Annotated in this window: 17 protein-coding genes and 1 pseudogene; 12 read left to right on the plus strand and 6 right to left on the minus strand. The window is 61.2% G+C overall.

Translation table 11 applies throughout. From position 1 onward, the window contains the following. Positions 1-118 precede the first annotated feature (118 nt). A complete protein-coding gene (treF, locus tag DQ405_RS02290) occupies positions 119-1,744 on the minus strand; it encodes an alpha,alpha-trehalase TreF (protein ID WP_168422750.1) in 1,626 nt (541 codons plus the stop codon). Continuing rightward, complete coding sequence (locus tag DQ405_RS02295; protein WP_168422751.1) at positions 1,741-2,508, minus strand: SDR family NAD(P)-dependent oxidoreductase; 768 nt, start codon at positions 2,506-2,508, stop codon at positions 1,741-1,743. Before DQ405_RS02295 ends, treF begins: the two co-directional genes overlap by 4 nt. 193 nt (positions 2,509-2,701) lie before the next feature. Here DQ405_RS02295 and rarD point away from each other — a divergent pair, with 193 nt between their 5' ends. Next, entirely contained in the window at positions 2,702-3,598 is an 897-nt protein-coding gene (rarD, locus tag DQ405_RS02300) for an EamA family transporter RarD (RefSeq protein ID WP_168422966.1), read from the plus strand. A 12-nt stretch (positions 3,599-3,610) separates the two neighbouring features. Here rarD and DQ405_RS02305 read toward each other — a convergent pair whose 3' ends face one another. Further along, on the minus strand, positions 3,611-4,129 hold the full coding sequence (locus tag DQ405_RS02305; protein WP_168422752.1) for a glycine cleavage system protein R: 519 nt from the start codon (positions 4,127-4,129) through the stop codon (positions 3,611-3,613). Positions 4,130-4,417: 288 nt separating this feature from the next. Between DQ405_RS02305 and DQ405_RS02310 the strand changes: the two genes are divergently transcribed. The 11 genes and pseudogenes from DQ405_RS02310 to DQ405_RS02360 all read left to right on the plus strand — a co-directional run bounded on the left by DQ405_RS02310 (position 4,418) and on the right by DQ405_RS02360 (position 18,364). Next, positions 4,418-6,598, plus strand: a complete 2,181-nt coding sequence (locus tag DQ405_RS02310; RefSeq protein ID WP_168422753.1) for a malate synthase G — start codon at positions 4,418-4,420, stop codon at positions 6,596-6,598. 198 nt (positions 6,599-6,796) lie between these two features. Then, positions 6,797-8,419, plus strand: a complete 1,623-nt coding sequence (locus tag DQ405_RS02315) for a methyl-accepting chemotaxis protein (RefSeq protein WP_168422754.1) — start codon at positions 6,797-6,799, stop codon at positions 8,417-8,419. 21 nt (positions 8,420-8,440) lie between these two features. Beyond that, entirely contained in the window at positions 8,441-9,568 is a 1,128-nt protein-coding gene (locus DQ405_RS02320; protein ID WP_168422755.1) for a porin, read from the plus strand. 11 nt (positions 9,569-9,579) lie between these two features. Continuing rightward, the gene (locus tag DQ405_RS02325; RefSeq protein ID WP_168422756.1) at positions 9,580-9,984 is read left to right on the plus strand and encodes a phosphate ABC transporter substrate-binding protein; all 405 of its coding nucleotides are present in this window, start codon (positions 9,580-9,582) and stop codon (positions 9,982-9,984) included. Positions 9,985-10,219: 235 nt separating this feature from the next. Continuing rightward, on the plus strand, positions 10,220-12,154 hold the full coding sequence (locus DQ405_RS02330) for a putative nucleotidyltransferase substrate binding domain-containing protein (RefSeq protein WP_168422757.1): 1,935 nt from the start codon (positions 10,220-10,222) through the stop codon (positions 12,152-12,154). Beyond that, positions 12,151-12,855, plus strand: a complete 705-nt coding sequence (locus DQ405_RS02335; protein ID WP_168422758.1) for a 3'-5' exonuclease — start codon at positions 12,151-12,153, stop codon at positions 12,853-12,855. The genes DQ405_RS02330 and DQ405_RS02335 overlap by 4 nt, the downstream gene beginning before the upstream one ends. 126 nt (positions 12,856-12,981) lie before the next feature. Beyond that, the gene (locus tag DQ405_RS02340; protein ID WP_168422759.1) at positions 12,982-13,500 is read left to right on the plus strand and encodes an RNA polymerase sigma factor; all 519 of its coding nucleotides are present in this window, start codon (positions 12,982-12,984) and stop codon (positions 13,498-13,500) included. Next, positions 13,497-14,479 (plus strand): annotated as a pseudogene (locus DQ405_RS02345) (FecR domain-containing protein). The gene DQ405_RS02340 and the pseudogene DQ405_RS02345 overlap by 4 nt, the downstream one beginning before the upstream one ends. Positions 14,480-14,607: 128 nt before the next feature. Further along, positions 14,608-17,034, plus strand: a complete 2,427-nt coding sequence (locus DQ405_RS02350) for a TonB-dependent receptor (protein WP_168422760.1) — start codon at positions 14,608-14,610, stop codon at positions 17,032-17,034. Continuing rightward, positions 17,034-18,155, plus strand: coding sequence for a PepSY-associated TM helix domain-containing protein (locus DQ405_RS02355; protein WP_168422761.1), 1,122 nt, complete (start codon positions 17,034-17,036; stop codon positions 18,153-18,155). The genes DQ405_RS02350 and DQ405_RS02355 overlap by 1 nt, the downstream gene beginning before the upstream one ends. Beyond that, a complete protein-coding gene (locus tag DQ405_RS02360) occupies positions 18,152-18,364 on the plus strand; it encodes a hypothetical protein (RefSeq protein ID WP_168422762.1) in 213 nt (70 codons plus the stop codon). Before DQ405_RS02355 ends, DQ405_RS02360 begins: the two co-directional genes overlap by 4 nt. 34 nt (positions 18,365-18,398) lie before the next feature. Here the strand turns inward: DQ405_RS02360 and DQ405_RS02365 are convergent, their stop codons facing one another. From DQ405_RS02365 to DQ405_RS02375, 3 genes are all read right to left on the minus strand, one after another. Next, positions 18,399-18,920: a hypothetical protein gene (locus DQ405_RS02365; protein ID WP_168422763.1), complete on the minus strand. Its 522-nt coding sequence runs from the start codon at positions 18,918-18,920 to the stop codon at positions 18,399-18,401. Positions 18,921-19,019: 99 nt separating this feature from the next. Next, positions 19,020-20,789 carry a sodium:solute symporter family protein gene (locus DQ405_RS02370; protein ID WP_168422764.1) on the minus strand — a complete coding sequence of 590 codons (1,770 nt, stop codon included), beginning with the start codon at positions 20,787-20,789 and terminating at the stop codon, positions 19,020-19,022. A 6-nt stretch (positions 20,790-20,795) separates the two neighbouring features. After that, entirely contained in the window at positions 20,796-21,059 is a 264-nt protein-coding gene (locus tag DQ405_RS02375) for a DUF4212 domain-containing protein (RefSeq protein WP_045163945.1), read from the minus strand. Positions 21,060-21,388 lie beyond the last annotated feature (329 nt).

Raw genomic sequence — 21,388 nt, forward strand, 5'->3', positions numbered from 1 at the left:
TGGCCACTGGTTCTCTGAACGCCTGATCGCGAGCAAGCTCGCTCCTACAAAAGCACCACGGCCACTTCGCTCCCGTAGGCGCGAGCTTGCTCGCCAACGGCAGGCTTGCCGGCCCGCTTCAACCGCGGCGGCTGTCCGCCTGAGCCCATTCAGGCCGGCACTGCCCCGCGCGGCAGCGGTGGGCCTCGTGGGTCGGATCCTCCTGCATCAGTTTGCGGGTCACGCCGTTGGTCCAGCCGAAGCCATCCTGCAGCGGGTACTCACCGCCACCGGCATGCTCGGTGCAAGGCCGCAACACGTACTTCTCCACCAGCTTGCTCTCCCGCTCGAACAGCAGCGAGACGATGCTCAGCCAGCGCTCCTCGATCTGCAGCGCCAGTGCATCGTGGCCGTAGTGTTGCAGCCCGCGGATGCCCATCCACTGCAGCGGGGCCCATCCGTTGGGCCGGTCCCACTGCTCGCCGCTGCCGGCGATTTCGGTGGTCGACAGGCCGCCCGGGGCGAGCAGCCGCTCACCGACAATACCGGCCACCCGCCCCGCCTGGTCGGCGCTGGCCAGCTGCAGGAACAATGGCGTCAGGGTTGCCGCGGTGAGGTTGTCGCGCGGCTGTTGCAACACCCAGTCGTAATCGAAATAGGCGCCGCGGTCGTCGTTCCACAGGTAGCGGTCGATCGCGGCGAGACGTGCACCGGCACGCTGACGGAATTCTTCGGCACACTCATGCCGGCCTTTTACCTCGCTGAGACGGGCTATCTGTCGCTCGAGCTTGTAGAGAAAGCTGTTCAGATCCACCGGAATAATCTGTGTGGTGCGAATGCTCGACAACCGCGCGGGATCGCCCAGCCAGCGCGAACTGAAGTCCCAGCCCGATTCGGCACCGGCGCGCAGGTCGCGATAGACCTCGTGAGCCGGCCGGCTGGAGGAACGCGCGGTCTCGACGTCCTCGAGATAGGACTCCTCGCGCGGCGTGTCCCGCTCGTCCCAGTACCGGTTGAGCATGCTGCCGTCGGCCAGGCAGACACACCGCCGATGCGCCTCTCCGGGGCGCAGCTGATCGCCTCCATCGGTCCAGAACGCATGCTCCTTGCGCAGCTGCGGCAGATAATCGCTGGCCCGGTGCACGCCGGTCTCTTCGAACAGGTCGGTCATCAACGCGAACACCGGCGGTTGCGAGCGGCTCAGGTAGTACGAGCGGTTGCCGTTGGGTACATGACCGTATGTATCGATCAGGTAGGCGAAGTTATCGGCCATCGAGCGCAGCAGCTCGCAGTGACCGCTCTCGTCCAGGCCGAGCATGGTGAAGTAAGAATCCCAGTAATACAGCTCGGTAAAACGCCCGCCCGGCACTACGTAGTCATGGGGCAGCGGCAACAGCGAGGAAAACTCCGGATGCTGCCTGGGATGCCGGGTCAGCACCGGCCAGAGCCGATCGATATGCTCAGCCAGGCTATCGTCAGGGTTGGCGACGAACTCTGTCGGCTTCATCTGGTAGAGCTCGAAATGCTCCATCACGAAGGCTTTAAGGTCGAAGCCCTGGCTTCCACTCTGCGCCCGATACGCCTCGAGAATTCGCTCCGGATGCTGACGCGGCGCGCAGTCGACGAAGGTCTTGCTGTCGGGAAATATCCGCTGCGTCTGTACCGCCACGAACAGCTCCTGGTAACGGTCCGCCGGGGTCAGGGTATCGGCAGCAGAAACCGCGCGGGTGTCGTAATCAAAGGGGCTCGGATCGGTGTCGGTCATTGCTCGCTGTAATTCCATAGCAGTCCGCCGTCTATCACCAGTGTAGTACCGGTGATGTAGTCGGCCTCATCCGAGGCGAGAAAGGCCACCGCACCGGCGACATCGCGCGGCTGGCCGAGGCGACCGGCGGGGATGTTTTCCAACAGGCCGGCCAGCTTTTCCGGCTGGTTCATCAGGGCCTTGTTGATCGGCGTTTCGATCGCGCCCGGTGCGACGTTGTTCACGGTGATGCCCAACGGCGCCAGTTCGATCGCCAGGTTGCGCATGAGCATTTTCAAGCCGCCCTTGCTGGCGCAGTAACCGGTGAAATTCGGAAACGGCAGCTCTTCGTGGACCGAGCTGTTGTTGATGATGCGCCCGCCTCTGCCGGCGTCGCGCAGATGCCGTGCGAATGCCTGGGCAATGAAGAAAGGGCCACGCAGATTGACGTTGAGCACCAGGTCGTAATCCCCTTCTCCGGCATCGAGAAACGGGCTGTGACGCTGCACCCCAGCATTGTTGACGACGATGTCGAGGTGTCCCATGTGCTCAATCGCCTGCGCCACCAGCCGCTGGCATTCGGCGACGACACCGACATCGGCGGCTATGAAACAGCCACGGCGGCCGAGAGCACGCACCTGTTCGAGGGTCTGGCGGGCTTCGTCATCATCATGCCGGCCGTTGATGACAAGGTCGGCGCCCTCCTCGGCCAGGCGCACGGCAATGCCGCGGCCGATGCCCTGGGAGCTGCCCGTGACCAGAGCAACCTTGTTCTGCAGCTTCATCGAATACCTCGTATGGCTGACGCGTCGCCTAGGCGACACCGGGTCGTTCTCCTCAGACGGGCTGTAGCCGGCTGCGTTCAACCGCGTCTGTTCATAGAGATTTCGTGACGCCGGAAACAGCCACAACGGCAGACAAACCTCGTCGCGCAGGCGCAAAATGGCCGGCTCTCCGCTGCTGCGTTACGAGACATTCATGGCCACTGTTGATCTGCGTAAAGGGTACCTGCTGGGTCTGACGACCTTTTCCATCTGGGGCATGTTCCCGCTCTATTTCAAGTCCATCGAGCAGTACGCGGCACTGGAGATCGTCACCCAGCGTGCGATCTGGTCGGCGTTGTTCGGCACGCTGGTGCTGATGCTATGGCGCCATCCAGGCTGGTGGCAGGAGCTGCTGGCGCATCCACGCCGGATCGGCGTGCTGATGATCTCCAGCGTGCTGATCGCGACCAACTGGCTGATCTACGTCTGGGCGGTGAACCACAACCATATGCTCGAGGCGAGCCTGGGTTACTACATCAATCCGCTGGTCAACGTTCTGCTCGGGCTGATCGTGTTGCGCGAACGGTTGCGTCCGCTGCAATGGCTGGCAGTGGCGATGGCGGCGATTGGCGTGTTGCTGCAGCTGGTCACGCTCGGCGATTTTCCCTGGGTATCGATCGTCTTGGCGCTGAGCTTCGGCAGCTACGGCTTGCTGCGCAAGCAGGCGCCGGTGGCGGCGCTGCCGGGCCTGGTAGTAGAAACCTGGCTTCTGCTGCCGATCGCCTTGGGCTGGCTGTTCTTCTTCGGCAGCGGACCGAGTACGCAATGGTCCTTCTGGACCCAGCCGGAGGCCCTCTGGCTGGTCGCAGCCGGCCCGGTGACGCTGCTGCCGCTGCTGTGCTTCAACGCCGCGGCGCGCCACCTGCCTTATTCCACCCTGGGGTTTCTGCAGTACATCACGCCGACCCTGCTGCTGATCCTGGCGGTATGGGTGTTCAACGAGCCCTTCCCCAGAGACCGGCAGCTCGCCTTCATTTGCATCTGGGCCGGCCTGGCGGTGTACAGCTACGATGCCTGGCGCCTGATGCGCAAGGTGCCGGCGGTGGGCTGAGAGCAAGCTCGCTCATTCGGCCGGTTGCAGTTTCAGCTCCACCATCAGCTCGTCGGCCAGGGTTTCCAGGTGCTGCTGAAGCTCATCCAGCGACAGCTCTTCCGGCACCGCCAGGCGCGCATCGGCATGAAACAGCAGCTCGTTGGTCATTGGCGCAGGCAAGACGTCGGTATTCAGACTCTCCACGTTGATGCCATGCCCCGCCAGCAGGCGGGTGATGTCACGCACGATGCCCGAGCGGTCATTACCGACCAGCTGCAGGTGAATCATCCGCCAGCTGCGCTCAGGTACCTCGCCGCTACGGGCGAATACCACGCGGATGCCGTCGCGTTCGAGCTGCTGCAGCGCATCGGCCAATCCGGCATGCGCATCGGCCGGCACCGCGACCCGTAGAATCCCGGCGAACTGACCGGCCATACGTGACATACGACTGTCCAGCCAGTTGCCACCATGCTCGGCGATGCACTTGGCTACGCGTTCGACCAGTCCCGGCTGATCCTCGGCAATGACCGTAAGGACAAGATGGTCCATCTTTGGCTCCTCTCTCTAAATAAGTTGGTTCACACGCAGCGACGGTTGCACACGTGCGAAGGAAAGGCTGCGGAGCCCGGCTCCATAGGTATAGAACAAACTACCGGTTTCGCCGCCCCGATACGCAGGCTACATGGCCGCTCCGACCGCTGGCGAACCGGTTCGGCGCGGCAGGCGGTTCAGACGCAACGGCCTGATTTTCGCCACGGCTTCCTGTAGTATCCGGCGACCCGGACTACAAGAACTGCAATTGTCCGTGTCGGATGAAAGAACCAAGTGAGGCGAGTAATGACTGAGCGCGTTGAAGTCGGTGGCCTGCAGGTCGCCAAAGTCCTGTACGACTTCGTGAACAACGAAGCGATTCCTGGTACCGGCGTTGATGCCGATGCCTTCTGGGCCGGCGCTTCCAGCGTCATCCACGACCTGGCGCCGAAGAACCGCGCGCTGCTGGCCAAGCGTGACGACCTGCAAGCGCAGATCGATGCCTGGCACCAGGCCCGCGCTGGTCAGGCCCACGATCCGATAGCCTACAAGGCCTTTCTGCAGGAAATCGGCTATCTGCTGCCCGAAGCCGAAGACTTCCAGGCCACCACCCAGAACGTCGACGAAGAAATCGCCCGCATGGCCGGCCCGCAGCTGGTTGTGCCGATCATGAACGCGCGCTTCGCCCTGAACGCCGCCAACGCCCGCTGGGGCTCGCTGTATGACGCGCTCTACGGCACCGATGCCATCTCTGAAGAAGGCGGCGCCAGCAAAGGCCCGGGCTACAACGAAGTTCGCGGCAACAAGGTCATCGCCTACGCCCGCGCCTTCCTCGACGAAGCCGCACCGCTGGAAAACGGCTCGCATGCCGACGCTACCGGCTACCGCATCGAAGGCGGCAATCTGGCCGCTTCCCTGAAAGACGGCAGCTCCACCGGCCTGAAGGATCCGCAACTGCTGCTCGGTTTCCAGGGCGAGGCCAGCGCGCCGATCGCCGTGCTTTTCAAGCACAACGGCATCCACTTCGAACTGCAAATCGATCCGTCCAGCCCCATCGGCCAGACCGATGCGGCCGGCGTGAAGGACATCCTGATGGAAGCGGCACTGACCACCATCATGGACTGCGAAGACTCCATCGCTGCTGTCGACGCCGATGACAAGACCATCGTCTATCGCAACTGGCTCGGCCTGATGAAAGGCGACTTGGTCGAAGAGCTCGAGAAAGGCGGCAAGCGCATCACCCGCACGATGAACCCGGACCGCGTCTACACCCAGGCCGACGGCAACGGCGAGTTGACCCTGCATGGCCGCTCGCTGCTGTTCATTCGTAACGTCGGCCACCTGATGACCAACGACGCTATCCTCGACAAGGACGGCAACGAAGTGCCGGAAGGCATCATGGACGGCCTGTTCACCAGCCTTGCCGCCATGCACAACCTCAAGGGCAACACCACCCGCAAGAATACCCGCACCGGCTCGGTCTACATCGTCAAGCCAAAGATGCACGGCCCGGAAGAAGTGGCCTTCGCCACCGAACTGTTCGGCCGCGTCGAGGATGTACTCAAGCTGCCGCGCAATACCCTGAAGGTCGGCATCATGGATGAGGAACGTCGCACCTCGATCAACCTCAAGGCCTGCATCAAGGCAGCGCGCGAGCGCGTGGTGTTCATCAACACCGGCTTCCTCGACCGCACCGGCGACGAAATCCACACCTCCATGGAAGCCGGACCGGTGGTGCGCAAGGCCGCCATGAAAGCCGAGAAGTGGATCAGCTCATACGAGGACAACAACGTCGACGTCGGCCTGGCCTGCGGCCTGCAGGGCAAGGCGCAGATCGGCAAGGGCATGTGGGCCATGCCCGACCTAATGGCCGCCATGCTTGAGCAGAAGGTCGGTCACCCGCTGGCCGGCGCCAACACTGCCTGGGTCCCCTCGCCGACCGCCGCCACGCTGCACGCCATGCATTACCACAAGGTCGACGTGTTCGCGCGTCAGGCCGAGCTGGCCAAGCGCACCAAGGCTTCGGTGGACGACATCCTGACCATCCCGCTGGCCAAGAACACCAACTGGACCGACGAGGAAAAGCGCAACGAGCTGGACAACAACTCGCAAGGCATCCTCGGCTACATGGTGCGTTGGGTCGAGCAGGGCGTCGGTTGCTCCAAGGTTCCGGACATCAATGACATCGCGCTGATGGAAGACCGCGCCACCCTGCGCATCTCCAGCCAGCACGTGGCCAACTGGATGCGCCACGGCGTGGTGACCGAAGATCAGGTCGTCGAAAGCCTCAAGCGCATGGCGCCGGTGGTTGACCGCCAGAACGAAGGTGACCCGCTGTACCGCCCGATGGCACCGGACTTTGACAACAGCGTGGCTTTCCAGGCTGCTCTTGAGCTAGTCATCGAAGGCACCAAGCAGCCCAACGGCTATACCGAGCCGGTACTGCACCGTCGCCGTCGCGAGTTCAAGGCCAAGAACGGTCTGTAAGACTCGCCCAGCTGCAAACGAACCGCCCTACGGGGCGGTTTTTTTATCTTCCGAATCCGCTCAGCGGCGCTCAAGTTCGGCATGCGACAACCGATACCGTGACCAAGATGAGAGATCCGGTCACAACATTTCCGACGGGTGGCATATCGCCACCATGTGCCATCTCGTAGTATTCGCCGCCCGCTGTGGAGTCGCTGCATGTTCAAGAATCTCTCGCTGACCGCCAAGCTTTCGCTGGTGCCCGCCGTCGCGCTGCTCGGGCTGATCCTCTATGTTGGCTATACCTCGCTGCAGCTATCGGCGACCGATTCGCGGCTGCAAATGCTGGAAAGTCAGAGCTACCCGACACTGGAAAAGGCCGATGCGGTGATTTTCCAGTTTTCTCGCATTCCAGGCCTGCTGAACAACGCTGTTGCGGCGGGCGAAGCGGGCATTCTCGGCGAAGCGCGTGAAGTGCTGAGCGACATTGACGCGCAGCAGCAGGCGCTGGCGACGCTTCTCAGCGGCCAACCTCAACGCCAACAGGCACTCGATAGCTGGCGCAATGCGGTGAAGGGCTACGCCGACAATGCGCTCGGCGCCTCTGCGAAGCTGATCGATGGCAGTGCCTCGTTTGATGACCTGCGACCGAGCCTGGATCGCATGGCCAGCGATCTGGCCCGGGCGCAGAAACTGGCAGGCGACTTCCGTGCCGGTGCCTACGCCGACTTCCAGCAGACCCTCGCTGAAACCCGCGAAGCCAATGAAACCACCACGCGCCTGGGTATCATCCTCAGTCTGGTGCTTGTCATCGTGGTAGGTCTCGGTGCCTGGCTGGTGATTCGCAGCGTCATGATCAACGTGCGCGGTGTGATCGCATCGCTGCAGTCGATCGCGCGTGGGGATGGCGACCTCACTCAACGCGTGAACGTGAAATCGAATGATGAAATCGGCGCGATGATCGAGCTGTTCAACGGTTTCCTCGACAAGCTGCAACGCACCATTCGCCAGATCATCGAAGCGGCCAGCCCGCTCGGCCAGGTATCGAAAGAACTCTACAACCTGACACAGGGCTCGGAAGAAAACGCCAAGTCGCAGCAGTACCACACCGACTCGATCACCCGCGACATTCTCACCATGACCGGCAGCATTCAGGAGGTGGCCCAGCGCTCGCAGCAAGCCTCCGAAGAAGCCAACTCCGCGGCCCGCCAGGCCACCACCGCGCGTGAGCATGTGGGCAGCTTGTCGAAAGGCATCACTGACTTGGGCAACAGCGTGATCAGCGCCGTGCAGGCCATGGAGCAATTGGAAGAGGAAACCCAGGAAGTCGGCTCGGTACTGACCGTGATCCGCAGCATTGCCGAACAGACCAACCTGCTCGCACTCAATGCGGCCATCGAAGCCGCCCGCGCCGGTGAGCAGGGCCGCGGCTTTGCCGTGGTCGCCGATGAGGTACGTAACCTGGCTCAGAAGACCGCAGCCTCCACCGCCGAAATCCAGCAAATCATCCAGCGTCTGCAAACCAGCGCCAACACCGTGCTCAATGTCATGAATAGCAACGGCGAGAAGTCCCGCTCGAGCATCGAGCGCTCGGTCGAGGCCACCCAGCTGCTCGAAACCATTGCGCACACCGTCAACCAGATCGACGAACTCAACGCCGGCATCGCTCAGTTCACCCACGAGCAAATCGGCCTGTCGAGTTCCATCCAACAAGAAACCCAAGTGTTGCAGCAGGACGCACAAGCAACCGCAAAAGGCGCCGAAGCCACTGCTCGTCTCGGCGAGCAACTGGTCAGCACCGGCGACCATCTGCGGGCGGCCACCGCCCAGTTCCGCGTTTAATCAGTGTTAGGAGCATCATCCATGACCGCAGTACGTGTCATAAGCCTGGCAGCTGCCTGCCTGGCAGCAACACCCGCGTTCGCTCTCGAGCAGGGCGAATATCGTTTCAACGGTTTCGGCACCGTCGGCTTCACCCATCTGGGAGGCGAAGAGGACGGACGTAGCTATGGCATCCAGGGCCAGACTAACGACTCCTGGCGCGGTGACCAGCTGTCCAAATTTGGCGCGCAATTGCAGTATGGTTTGACCGACACCATTGGTGCGACCATCCAGCTCACCGCCAAGGCGGAAAAGGACGATTGGCAAGCCAACCTCGAATGGGCCTATCTGTCCTGGCAAGCAGATCAGAATCTGATGCTCCGTGCAGGACGCCTGCGCACGCCAGTGTTCATGTATTCCGAAACTCTGGATGTTGGATACAGCTATCCTTGGCTGCGCCTTCCCGATGAGGTGTACAGCTTGGTTTACTTAACCAGCTACGAAGGTGTGGACGCTATTTATAGCCTGCCGCTGTCTTACGGCTCCGTCAGTTTCCAGCTTGCTGCCGGTCAGGCCAAGAATGACGACACCTACGTGTACGACGAAGATTTCGAGATGGACTACGAAAATCTATTCGGCGCCAACGTAAGCCTGGCGACCAATGATTTCGGTACTTTCCGGATCGGCTATGTCGAGGCAGATCTCTCGGCTGATTTTCGCGTCTCGATAACGGGTGTGGCACAACCAATTCCGTTGCTTCAACTGGACGAGACGAAAGGCAAGTTTACTTCTATCGGCCACCAGTACGACAACGGTACCTGGGTCAGTTCGAATGAATGGGTCAGCCGCTCCATTGAGAACGATGACAGCGGTAGCTCCGATGCTTTCTACCTGATGGGTGGCCGGCGCTTCGGTGATTTTCTCGCTCATGCCACTTATGCCCAGCTGGACGACGATGCTGGTCGCCAAAGCTCCTGGACTTACGGCCTGAACTACAACCTGATGCCTACCGTTACGCTCAAGGGCGAGTACAAACGCGTGGACACCAGCGGCGGCTATGACGGCTTGTTTGTCCGCAACGCGCTGGAAGTCATCGGAAACGCTAGGGGTGTTCCAGCTCGAAATTTCGACGGTGAAATCATCTCCGTCGGCGTCGACTTCGTATTCTAAAGGAGGTCATCATGAAGCGTTTCGCACAAGCTGCTCTCCTGGCGCTCACGGCCGGCGCCGTTGGCATGGCCAGCGCAGAAGTTGCTGTCATCGTTAACCCGGGTGCCGCCAAGGCGCCTTCGCAGTCCGACGTCGCCAATATCTTCCTGGGCAAGGACAAGTCCATGAAAGGCGTCGACCTCAAGAACTGGACGCCGGCCAAGGAGAGCTTCTACACCGCAGTGACCAGCAAGAACGAGTCGCAGCTGAAGTCCTACTGGTCCGGTCTGGTGTTCACCGGCAAGGGCCAGCCGATGAGCAGCGTTGCCGACGACGCCGCAGTGGTCGCCAAGGTAGCGGCGGAAGCCGACGCCATTGGCTATGTCGACAGCGCCGCGGTCAACGATTCGGTCAAGGTGCTGTTTACGCTGCCGTAATCTGACGCAATGTCAGAAGGCCGCGCCTGTCCGCCGCCGGATCCAATGAAGAACCCCGCCCTGTTGGCGGGGTTTCTTTTTTGGGGGTGCGAGTTCCCAACCGGTAGCGAACGCGGCGAAATGCGCTGACCCGAGTCAGCCTGCGGCTCCCGCCCCGCCCCGCGACTAGACTTACGTCCAATGTGCCCCTGTCGACCCACAGCCCACCATTGGGCGCAAAAGATGGAAGCGAACCATGAGCAAAGCCGATGCTTTCGCCGAGGCGGGCAAGACCGCTGTGTTGCAGAACATCCACGGAACCATGGAGTTTCTGCGCAAATTCCCGCCGTTCAACCAGATGGAACCGGGCCACCTCGCTTATCTGGTCGAAAACTGCCAGCTGCGTTTCTACAGCGAAGGCGACTGCATCATTTCGCCCGATGACGGCGTCGTCGAACACTTCTATATCGTCAAGCAGGGCCGCGTGCATGGCCAGCGCCCACATACCAGCAAGCGCGGTACCGAGACCACGTTCGAAGTCATCGTCGGCGAATGCTTTCCGATGGCGGCGCTGATGGGCGAGCGTGCCACTCGCACCAGCCATTTCGCCGCTGAGGACACCTTCTGCTTTCTACTGAGCAAACCCGCCTTCGTCAGACTGGTATCCAAGTCCGCCGCGTTTCGCGATTTCGCCATGCGCGGGGTGAGCAGCCTGCTCGACCTGGTCAACCAGCAGGCGCAAATGCGCGCGGTGGAAAATTTAGGAGAACAGTACTCGCTAGAGACCCGTATCGGCGAGCTGGCGCTGCACCATCCGGTCGCATGCCTACCCACCACGCCGCTTCCCGAAGCAGTCGGCCTGATGAACGAAACCAATGTCGGCAGCATCGTGATCACCGACGAAAAGTTGCATCCGATCGGCATCTTCACGCTGCGCGACCTTCGGCGAGTGATCGCCACCGGCACTACAGAGCTATCCGTGCCGATCTCCAACTTCATGACGCATAACCCTTTCTATCTGCCGCCAGACGCCAGCGCGTTCGACGCAGCGATCGCCATGACCGAACGGCATATCGCCCACGTCTGCATCGTCGAGAAGGGCACTCTGTGCGGCGTTATTTCCGAGCGGGATCTGTTCTCGCTGCAGCGCGTCGACCTCGTGCACCTGGCGCAGGCCATCTCTCACGCCGACAGCGTTGAGACACTGGTGATCATCCGCAGCCGCATACTGCAGTTGGTCGACAACATGCTGGCGCACGGCGCATCGTCGACGCAGATCACCCACATCATTACGCTGCTTAACGACCACTCGGTCTGCCGCGTGATCGAACTGGCCATCGGCGCTCTGGGCGACCCTGGCGTTCCCTTCACCTGGCTGTGTTTCGGCAGCGAAGGGCGTCGAGAGCAGACGCTGCACACCGACCAGGACAACGGCATCCTGTTCGAGGCCGCCAATGCTGCGGAGGCCGCGCATATCCGCGGTCACCTGCTGCCGCTCGCCGAGCGCATCAACCGCGACCTCGATACCTGCGGCTTCAGCCTGTGCAAGGGCAACATCATGGCCAGCAATCCCCAGCTGTGCCTGTCACGACAGGAGTGGCGGCGGCGCTTCAGCTCGTTCGTTCGGGAGTCGACCTCTGAGAACCTGCTCAACAGTACGATCTATTTCGACTTGCGGGCCATCTGGGGACCCGCTGAAGGCTGCGAGCAGCTACGCGCCGAGTTGCTCGATGAGATCGGCGAAAACCGCCTGTTCCAACGCATGCTGGCCGAGAATGCTTTGCGCCAGCGACCGCCGGTGGGCCGCTTCCGCGACTTCGTGGTCTCCCGCAAGGGCGAAGGCAAGGCGACGCTGGACCTCAAGGTGCAAGGCCTGACGCCGTTCGTCGACGGGGCGCGCCTGCTTGCGTTGGCTCACGGCATCGCCACTTGCAACACCCTCGATCGGTTGCGCCAGCTGGTCGAAAACGATGTCATCGACGAAAAGGATGGCGCAGCCTTCGAAGAGGCCTACCATTTCATCCAGCAGACGCGCATGCAGCAGCACCAGCAGCAGGCACGCGAGGGACGGCCGTATTCCAACCGGCTCGACCCCGACAGCCTCAACCATCTGGACCGGCGTATCCTGCGTGAATCCTTTCGCCAAGCCCAGCGCTTGCAAAGCAGCCTGGCGGTTCGCTATCAGTTATGAATATGCCCTGGTTCAGACAACGCGGCCCCATCCTTAGCCTGGAACAGCTGCAGCGGCGCGATCGCCTGCCTTCGCCCGCGCCGCTCGACCTGTGCCCGCTACAGACGCAGCGCATGGTGGTGCTCGATCTGGAAACCAGCGGCCTGGATATGCGCCGCGACATTGTGCTGTCCATTGGCGCGGTGGTGATCGAACGGAGCAGCATCCATCTGGGGGAACAGTTCGAATCAACCCTGCTGCGCCCGGCGCAGAAGATCAGCGAGAGCGTCCTGATCCATGGCATCGCACCGAGTGAGCTGGAAAACGGCGAGGAGCCCGCCGAAGCGCTGCTGGACTTCATGGAGTTTGTCGGCGACAGCCCAATCCTGGCCTTCCATGCCGGCTTCGATCAACGCATGCTGACCCGCGCACTGAAACGCGCGCTCGGCTATAAGCTGCGCCATCCTTTCATCGATGTCGCCGAGCTTGCGCCGATGCTCTGCCCGGACAACCGGCCAAGGCAGAACCATCTGGACGACTGGTGTACCCATTTCGGCCTGCAGGTGCTGCAGCGCCATCACGCCAGCGCCGATGCGCTGGTGACGGCAGAGCTGGCCCTGATTCTGATGAGCAAAGCGAGACGCCAGGGCCTGGATAACCTGAGCGCTCTGAATCAGCGCTTGGCCAACTGGCGACAGCGGCAGCAGGCGAACTTCATGTAGCGTCTCGCCGGCGCGAGGTACCGGTGATCTGTATGCATTAACGCCCGTTGCACCAATGGCGGCAACTTGCGATCATACTGCGAATAGTTCTCGTTACTGGCCGTCCGTCGGCCTTGGAGCATCGCCTTGTCGGCTGGTGAGTCGTCCAACCAACTTTTCGCGGGTTCGCTGTATCGCGATCATCGCGACTGGCTGCTCAATTGGCTGCGGCGGTATCAGGCCTGCCCGCACCGCGCCGAGGACCTGAGCCAGGACATATTTGTTCGCTTGCTCAAACGCAACGACCTGAGCAATGTCCGCGAACCTCGGGCATTGCTGGCTACTATCGCCCGCGGCCTGCTGATCGACCATTTCCGCCGCAGCGCTCTGGAGCGCGCTTATCTCGATGAGCTGGCGCTACAAACGGAAGAAACCCAACCCAGCGCCGAGGAGCAACTACAGACGCTTCAAGCGCTGCGCGAGGTTGATACGCTGCTTGGTCAACTTTCGGCGAAGGCCCGAGCGGCCTTTTTCTACAACCGTCTGGACGGTATGACGCACGCCGAGATTGCCGAGCGTCTAGGTGTCTCGGTACCACGCGTGCGTCAGTATTTGGCGCAGGCGCTGCGCCAGTGCTACATCGCCGTCTATGGCGAGCCGACATGAACGCGGCTCGCCACCCGGTTTCGGCGCGGGTTCTCGACGAGGCCATCGCGTGGCAGTTGCGCCTGGGTGATGGTTCCGAAACTGCGCGCCATCTTCCCGAGTTGCAACGCTGGCTTGCTGTAAATCCCGAACATGCCAAGGCTTGGGCGCAACTAGGCGGTATCGATCAGCAACTGGGCACCATTAACTCACCAACTGCGCGACGGGCGCTGCAGGTCAGAGCGCACTCCGGACGGCGAGCAGCTGGTCGTGCGTTTCTCGGCCTGGCACTGCTGTGCACACTGGGCGTGGCAATGGCGCTGCAATCGAAACCGCTGCCCGTGTGGTTAGCCGACAAGCGCACCGGCGCTGGAGAACAGCAGAGCGTTACGCTGGCTGACAACAGCCACATTCGGCTGAACAGTCGCAGCGCACTGGACATTCGCTTCGATCAGCAAGAGCGCCGACTGTTTCTACACAGCGGTGAGGTGCTTGTTGAAACCGCACGGGCAACGACCCGAGACCCTTTATCGTCGAAACCGAACAAGGCAATCTTCGCGCGCTCGGCACGCGATTCATTGTTCGGCGTGAGGGGGATGGCACCCGCCTGATCGTGCTTCGCTCGGCTGTCGCCGCGCTTCCGGGCGATCTGCGGGAAGGCCGAACCCTACGGGCCGGTGAGCAGGTGCTGATGCACCGTGGCCATCTCGGTGATAGCCGGGAAGCGCCTGTCGGCGCAGACGCCTGGAGCCGCGGCATGCTCGTGGTGGAAAACCTGCCGCTGGCCGAACTACTGGCGAAGCTAAGCGAATACCGCCAAGGCTATCTCGGCCTTGATCCGAGCCTCGAATCCCTGCGCATCAGCGGCAGCTTTCCGCTGAATGACACCGACCGCGCGCTGGCGGCCCTGCCGCCCAGCCTACCTGTGCGGATCGAGCGGCACACCGATTGGTGGGTCAAGGTGGTTCCGGCGCAACCCGTCAGCCCCCCGGGAACGTAGCGGCGGCGCCCACCACAGCGGCGCTGCGGGCCCCTATGAAAATATTTTCAGTTGCCCCTATCACTTTTCATTTCTGATCCGGCCTGATGAATAACTGAGACATATTCCTATTCGGGAGTTATTCACAAATGCCATCGCTTTCACTGTTCCGTCCCAGCCTCCTGGCCGTTGCTATTGCCGTCGCACCACTGCCACTACTGGCCCAGGCGGCCAACGGCGAAGCGGTTATTGGCGATGTTCGCGAGTACTCTCTGCCCGCCGCACCTCTGGCCTCGACCCTCAATCGTATCGCCGCCGAAGCGGGACTGGTGCTCAGCATCGATCCGGCGTTGACCCGCGACCGCATGGCCGAGCCGGTACAAGGCTGCTTCGATGGCCAGGGTGCGCTGCGAGAAGCCCTGCGGGGCACCGGACTCGAACTTCGTCAGGACCCTTCGGGCAGCTTCAGTTTGCAGCAGGCAGCAACCGAGGCGATGGCACTGCCGGATGTCACCGTGACGGCAACCGAGGCGTTGGCTGAGGGCGGCGAAGAAAGCGGCTATCGCGCCAGCGCCGTGCGAAACGTCGGCGCGCTGGGCGGAATGTCACTCCAGGATGCTCCCTATTCGGTGGCAGTGATTTCGTCGGAGCTGATGGATAACATCCAGGCCACCTCCAGCGACGACATCTTCAAGCTCAGCCCGACCACGCAGTTCACCTCCCCGACCAGCGCCGGTTACGCCAGCGCGGTAGCCATTCGCGGCTTCAGCGGCGTCGGCAACCTGAGTATCGCCAATGATGGCCTGCGCTTCAGTAACGGCTACGATGGCGGCAACTTCATCGAGGAAATGGAGCGGCTGGAAATCCTCAGCGGTCTGTCCGGCTTCCTATATGGTCCGGCCAGCCCCGGCGGACTGGTCAACTACGTGCTCAAGCGCCCCACTGCCGAGCGCTACAACAGCGTGACCTACGGCACCCCTGGCGGCGAGAACCAGTACCTGCACGGCGACTTCGGCGGGCCGATCGACAGCGAAGGTCGCTTCGCCTACCGCGTCAACCTGCTCGCCCAGGACGGTGAAACCGCCATCGATGGCCAGGTCGAACGCCGTCACATGGCCAGCGTCGCACTGGACTGGAACGTCAGCGACGACTTGCTCATCCAGTTCGACGCCTCGCACAAGCAGAGTGAGACGCGGGGCCTCACCAGCTACTGGTATTTCGCCGATCAAGCATTCCGGCCTGATGCCGACGACTTGGAGAACGACGAGCTCTATAGCCAACGCTGGGCCTACAACGACAGCCGCCACGACCGTGTCGGCAGCCGCTTCCAGTGGCGCCTGAGCGACGTGTTCAGCCTGCGCGGCGCGCTGGGCTACAGCCAGTACACGACCGAATACGCCTATACGGGGCCGACCGTGAATTCGGCCGGCGTGTACGTCCAGCCACTCTATGCCTTCGCCCCGGTAGAAACCGAAGAGACCTCGGGCAACCTGTTTCTCGATGCAGTTTTCGACACTGCGGGTGTCGGCCATGCGATGACCTTCGGTTACCAGGGAAACATCGCCCGGGTTCGCTACAACACCGATTACATCCCCTTCCCGGGCCCGCAATATGTGTCGGTCACCCCCGAAGCGCCCTTCAGCGAGCGGCCGCAGGTGGCCAAGCCGGCCTACGACCTCGGCGATGGCAACTACCATCTGGCCAGCCGCTCCCAGTCCGACAGCGTACTGATCGGCGACGTCATCACATTCAACGAGCAATGGTCGACGATCCTTGGCGTGACGCACTCACGTATCAAGACCTTCAGCGACAACTTCGTCTGGGTCGACGCGTTCGGCAGCCCGCCGGCGATCGAGGACTACAGCGAAACTAAAACCTCGCCCAACGTCTCGCTCGTCTACAAGCCAGTCGAGTGGCTGACCACGTACGTGACCTACATCGAAGGTCTGCAGACGGGTGGCGTGGCGCCGAGCGGCTCGAACAACGCCGGCCAGGCACTGGCGCCGATCGTCAGCGAGCAGTACGAAATCGGTGCGAAAGCCGAGCTCGGCGGTGTCCTGTACACCGTTGCGCTGTTCGACATCGAGAAGCCCAACACCTACACCAATGCAGCCAACTTCTTCGTTCAGGATGGCATGCAGAACAACAAGGGCCTGGAGTTCAGCGTAACGGGCAACGTTACCCCAGCACTGACGCTGGTGGGCGGCGTCACTTTGCTCGATCCGGTCGTAGAAGGCGCGGCGAACGCTGCCAACGACGGCAATCGCCCGGTCGACGTGGCGCGGCACCTGGCCAAGCTGTACGGCGAATACGCGATCTTCGGCGTACCCGGGCTGACACTCACCGGTGGCGTCTTCTATACGGGCAAGCAACACACCGACGAGGCCAACGACCACACCATCCCCTCGTTCACCACTTTCGACCTAGGCGGCCGCTATCGCATGGCCTTGGCGGATGAACGTGCCCTCACTCTGCGCGTCAACCTGAGCAACCTGACCGACGAAGAATACTGGCTGAGCAGCCATTACCTTGGAGCACCACGCACGCTCAAGCTGTCGGCGCAACTGGAGTTCTAATGCGAACCACCACCATCCGTCGCTGGTCCTTTGTCCACACCTGGACCAGCCTGATCTGCACGCTGTTCCTGCTGATGCTTGCCATTACCGGGCTACCGCTGATCTTTCACCACGAGCTGGAGCACCTGCTTGGCGAGGCGCCCGAGCTGCGTGAGATGCCTGCCGACACCCCGCACCTGGATCTGCAGCAGTTGGTCGGTGCCGCCGAGCAGCACCGGACCGGCGAGGTAGTACAGTACTTTGGCTGGGAAGCCGACGAACCCAATGGCGTCGTGGCCATTACCGCTGCGACCGCCGGCACCGAACCAAACTCCTCCTATACCTTCATGCTCGATGCGCGAACCGGAGAAGCGGTGGAGATGCCTGCGGCCAATGGCGGCCTGATGATGTTCTTTCTGCGCATGCACGTGGACATGTTCGCCGGGTTACCGGGCAAGTTATTCCTGGCCTTCATGGGCATATTGTTCATTGTGGCGATCATTTCGGGCGTGGTGCTGTACGCGCCCTTTATGCGGCGTCTGGAGTTTGCTCAGGTACGCCATGACCGTTCCAGCAGGACGCGCTGGCTCGATCTGCACAACCTGATCGGTGTCGTCACGCTCAGTTGGGCACTGGTAGTGGGGATCACCGGCGTGGTCAGCGCCTGTGCGGACCTGCTGATCGAGGCTTGGCGTGCCGAATCCCTGAGCGCGATGCTCGAGCCCTACCGGGATGCCCCGCCGTTGACGGAGCGCGCACCGGCCAGTCAGTTGCTGGAAATCGCCGCTCAGGCAGCACCAGGCATGCAGCCGGATTTCATTGCATTTCCCGGTACGCGTTTTTCCAGCGAGCATCATTACACGGTGTTCATGAACGGCAGTAGCCATCTGACCTCGCATCTGCTCACACCGGTGCTGATCGATGCGCAAACGCTCGACATCACAGCTGCCGGCAGCCGCCCCTGGTACATGGATGCGCTGTCGCTGTCCTCGCCGCTGCACTTCGGCGATTACGGCGGGCGGCCGATGCAGATTCTCTGGGCGGTGCTGGACGTGCTGACGATCATCGTACTCGGCAGCGGGCTCTATCTATGGTGGGTACGACGTCGCGGCGCCACATCGACGCGCGAGGTGATGGCATGAGTTGGCGCCAATCGACGTTTTTGCTGCCCGGCCTGATCGCCCTCCTCGGTTTAGCAGGGTTGTTCGCCGCGCTGCTCGGTGATGGCTGGTGGGATACCTTGGCCTGGCTCGGGCTCGGCGCGCAGGCAGGACTGGGGCTGTGGCCCCTGCTACCCGGCCGCGGAAGCCGAGCCGGTAGCGAAAGGACCCGCCAGCGCCAGCAACCCTGACCGCTCCAACTGCGGTGCTGCTGGCCTTGCGTAGTTACAAACGGCCGGCTGTGCAAACGGCCTGGTAAAGCGGCGCAGCCACGTCCAGTTCGGTCATGGTTTCAAACTTCGCCTGACCTTCCTCGTTCAGCCGGAACATCACCTTCTCGGTGCAAAGCGCCTGGTAATTCGCGCTTTTCACTGTGGACATCAGATGATGCTTTTCAAAGCGATACAGGGTGAAACGAGCGACGGGGCCCTTGCTGGTCTCTTCGGTCTGCGCGCTCGCGCCATCGAGTACCGTATAGACCAGTGGCATCGGAAACTTGATGGTCCAGGGGCGCCAGAACATCTCGCCCTCTTCGCTCGATACCACAACGGAGCCTTGCGGTAGACGCGCTTGCTTGGTGTCGAACCAAGTGTATTCGTAATGGATGGTGTAGCCGAGCATGCCCAGACCGGCAAATGCTGGGATGATCCACTTCGGTAGCCGCTTACGGGTCAGGCTACGCAACAACAGCGCGACCCCCGCACCCGCCACTGCGGCGACGATTGCAGCGATTAGATGCCAGATCATACGAATCTTCCTTAAAAAAAAATCGGGCTCCCAAATGGAAGCCCGACTTGTTTCACCCATGGGTCAGATTCTAAACCCAACTTCTGGACGAATTAACACTTAGTGATCAAGCGCAGCGCCCGCACCTTTCGGAGTACGAACACTTTCAACCAGATCCTGAATTGCTTTCGGCGGAGCCTCTGTGGCCATCGACACAGCGTAAGCCACTGCAAAGTTGAGCATCGCACCGATAGCACCGAAGGCTTGCGGGGAAATGCCGAACATCCACTCGGCAGGCGTGTTGGCGAACGACGCAGTGCCTGGAATGAAGAACCAGCCCAGATACAGGAAGATGTAGATGCTGGTGCTCACCAGACCAACCAGCATTCCCGCGACGGCGCCCTTGCTGTTCACACGCTTGGAGAAGATCCCCATCATCAGCGCCGGGAACAGACTCGATGCCGCCAGACCGAACGCCAGTGCCACCACCTGCGCCGCAAAGCCTGGTGGATTCAGCCCCAGCCAGGTAGCTACGAGAATCGCACCTGTCATGGAAAGACGAGCAGCCAGCATCTCGCTCTTTTCGCTGATCTTTGGATTGATGATCGTCTTGATCAGGTCATGACTGATAGCCGAGGAGATAGCCAGCAGCAGACCTGCTGCTGTCGACAGCGCCGCCGCAATACCACCCGCCGCGATCAGACCGACGACCCAGCCAGGCAGGTTAGCGATTTCCGGGTTGGCCAGAACGATGATGTCATTGTTGACGACCAGCTCGTTGCCGTTCCAGCCGCGCTCTTGCGCAGTAGGAGCAAAGGCAGCGTTGGTGTCGTTGTACATCTGGATGCGGCCATCATTGTTCTTGTCTTCAAATTGGATCAGACCGGTTTCTTCCCAGGTCTGCATCCAGCCCGGACGCTCTGCATGGAGAATCGCTTCAGCCTGCGGACCTTCCGGATAGATGGTATCCACCAGGTTCAGACGAGCCATGGACGCAACGGCCGGAGCGGTCAGGTACAGCAGCGCGATGAAAACCAGGGTCCAGCCAGCCGACCAGCGAGCGTCAGCTACTTTCGGTACGGTGAAGAAGCGAATGATGACGTGCGGCAGACCAGCAGTACCGATCATCAGCGACAGGGTGAACAGGAACATGTTCAGCTTGTTGTCGACATCCGCAGTGTAAGCAGCGAAGCCCAGGTCCTGAACGACAGTATCCAGCTTGTCCAGCAGCGGCATACCGGATTCGACATGGGTACCGAACATACCGAACATCGGGATCGGGTTACCGGTCAGCTGGAAGGCGATGAACACGGCAGGGATGGTGTAGGCGATGATCAGCACCACGTACTGCGCCACCTGGGTATAGGTGATGCCCTTCATGCCACCAAATACCGCATAGGCGAACACGATCGCGGCGGCTAGCCAGATACCAACGTCGTTGCTCACTTCAAGGAAGCGGGAGAAGGCCACACCAGCACCGGACATCTGGCCGATCACGTAGGTGACCGAAATCAGAATCAGGCAGATGACCGCAACCAGGCGTGCGCCTCGGCTGTAGAAACGATCACCGATGAAGTCTGGTACGGTGAACTTGCCAAATTTACGCAGGTAGGGTGCCAGCAGCATCGCGAGCAGCACGTAGCCGCCGGTCCAGCCCATCAGGTAAACCGAAGTCGCGTAACCACCGGATGCGATGATACCCGCCATCGAAATGAAAGACGCCGCAGACATCCAGTCAGCTGCAGTTGCCATACCGTTAGTTACGGGATGGACGCCACCACCAGCTACGTAGAATTCTTTGGTCGATCCAGCTCGGGCCCACACCGCAATCCCTATGTACAGCAGGAAGGATGCGCCCACAAACAACATATTTATCCAGTATTGGCTCATTGTGGCTTACTCCTCGACCCCGAATTCCTTGTCCAGTTTGTTCAGCCGCCACGCGTAGTGGAAGATGATCAAAATGAACGTAATGATCGAACCTTGTTGGGCGAACCAGAACCCCAGATCTGTTCCGCCGACCGGGATACCGGACAACAACGGGCGCAAGAGGATAGCAAAGCCATATGAGACGAGAGCCCAGACCACAAGGCTCCATGTTATGAGGCGAACGTTCGCCTTCCAGTACGCAGCAGCATTTTCTTTATCGGCGTCGGCCATGACGTTCTCCGTCTTATTTTTATTACGGGTAAAGGGAACCACATCGTGAATCTAACAAGGATGAGTCGCGAAAGGATAGCCCCGACTTTAGTCTGACAGCTCTATATCAGCGGCGGACACGCGAATCTTCGTGGCTCAAGGAGTCATGCAGAGCAGGCCTTCGCGGAGCATCTTAGGCGGCCGTACAACTGGCGGTACAAAGCTCGCCTTGCAACATATAAACAGAGCCGAGCCCTGACAAAACCACAGGGAATGAAGGGCATTTGTTCGAGCGAATGTGATCCGCAAGTCCGCTCGCATGAATTGACTCGCCGGTCACAAAAGTCATT

The sequence above is a fragment of the Pseudomonas sp. SST3 genome, assembly GCF_003325755.1.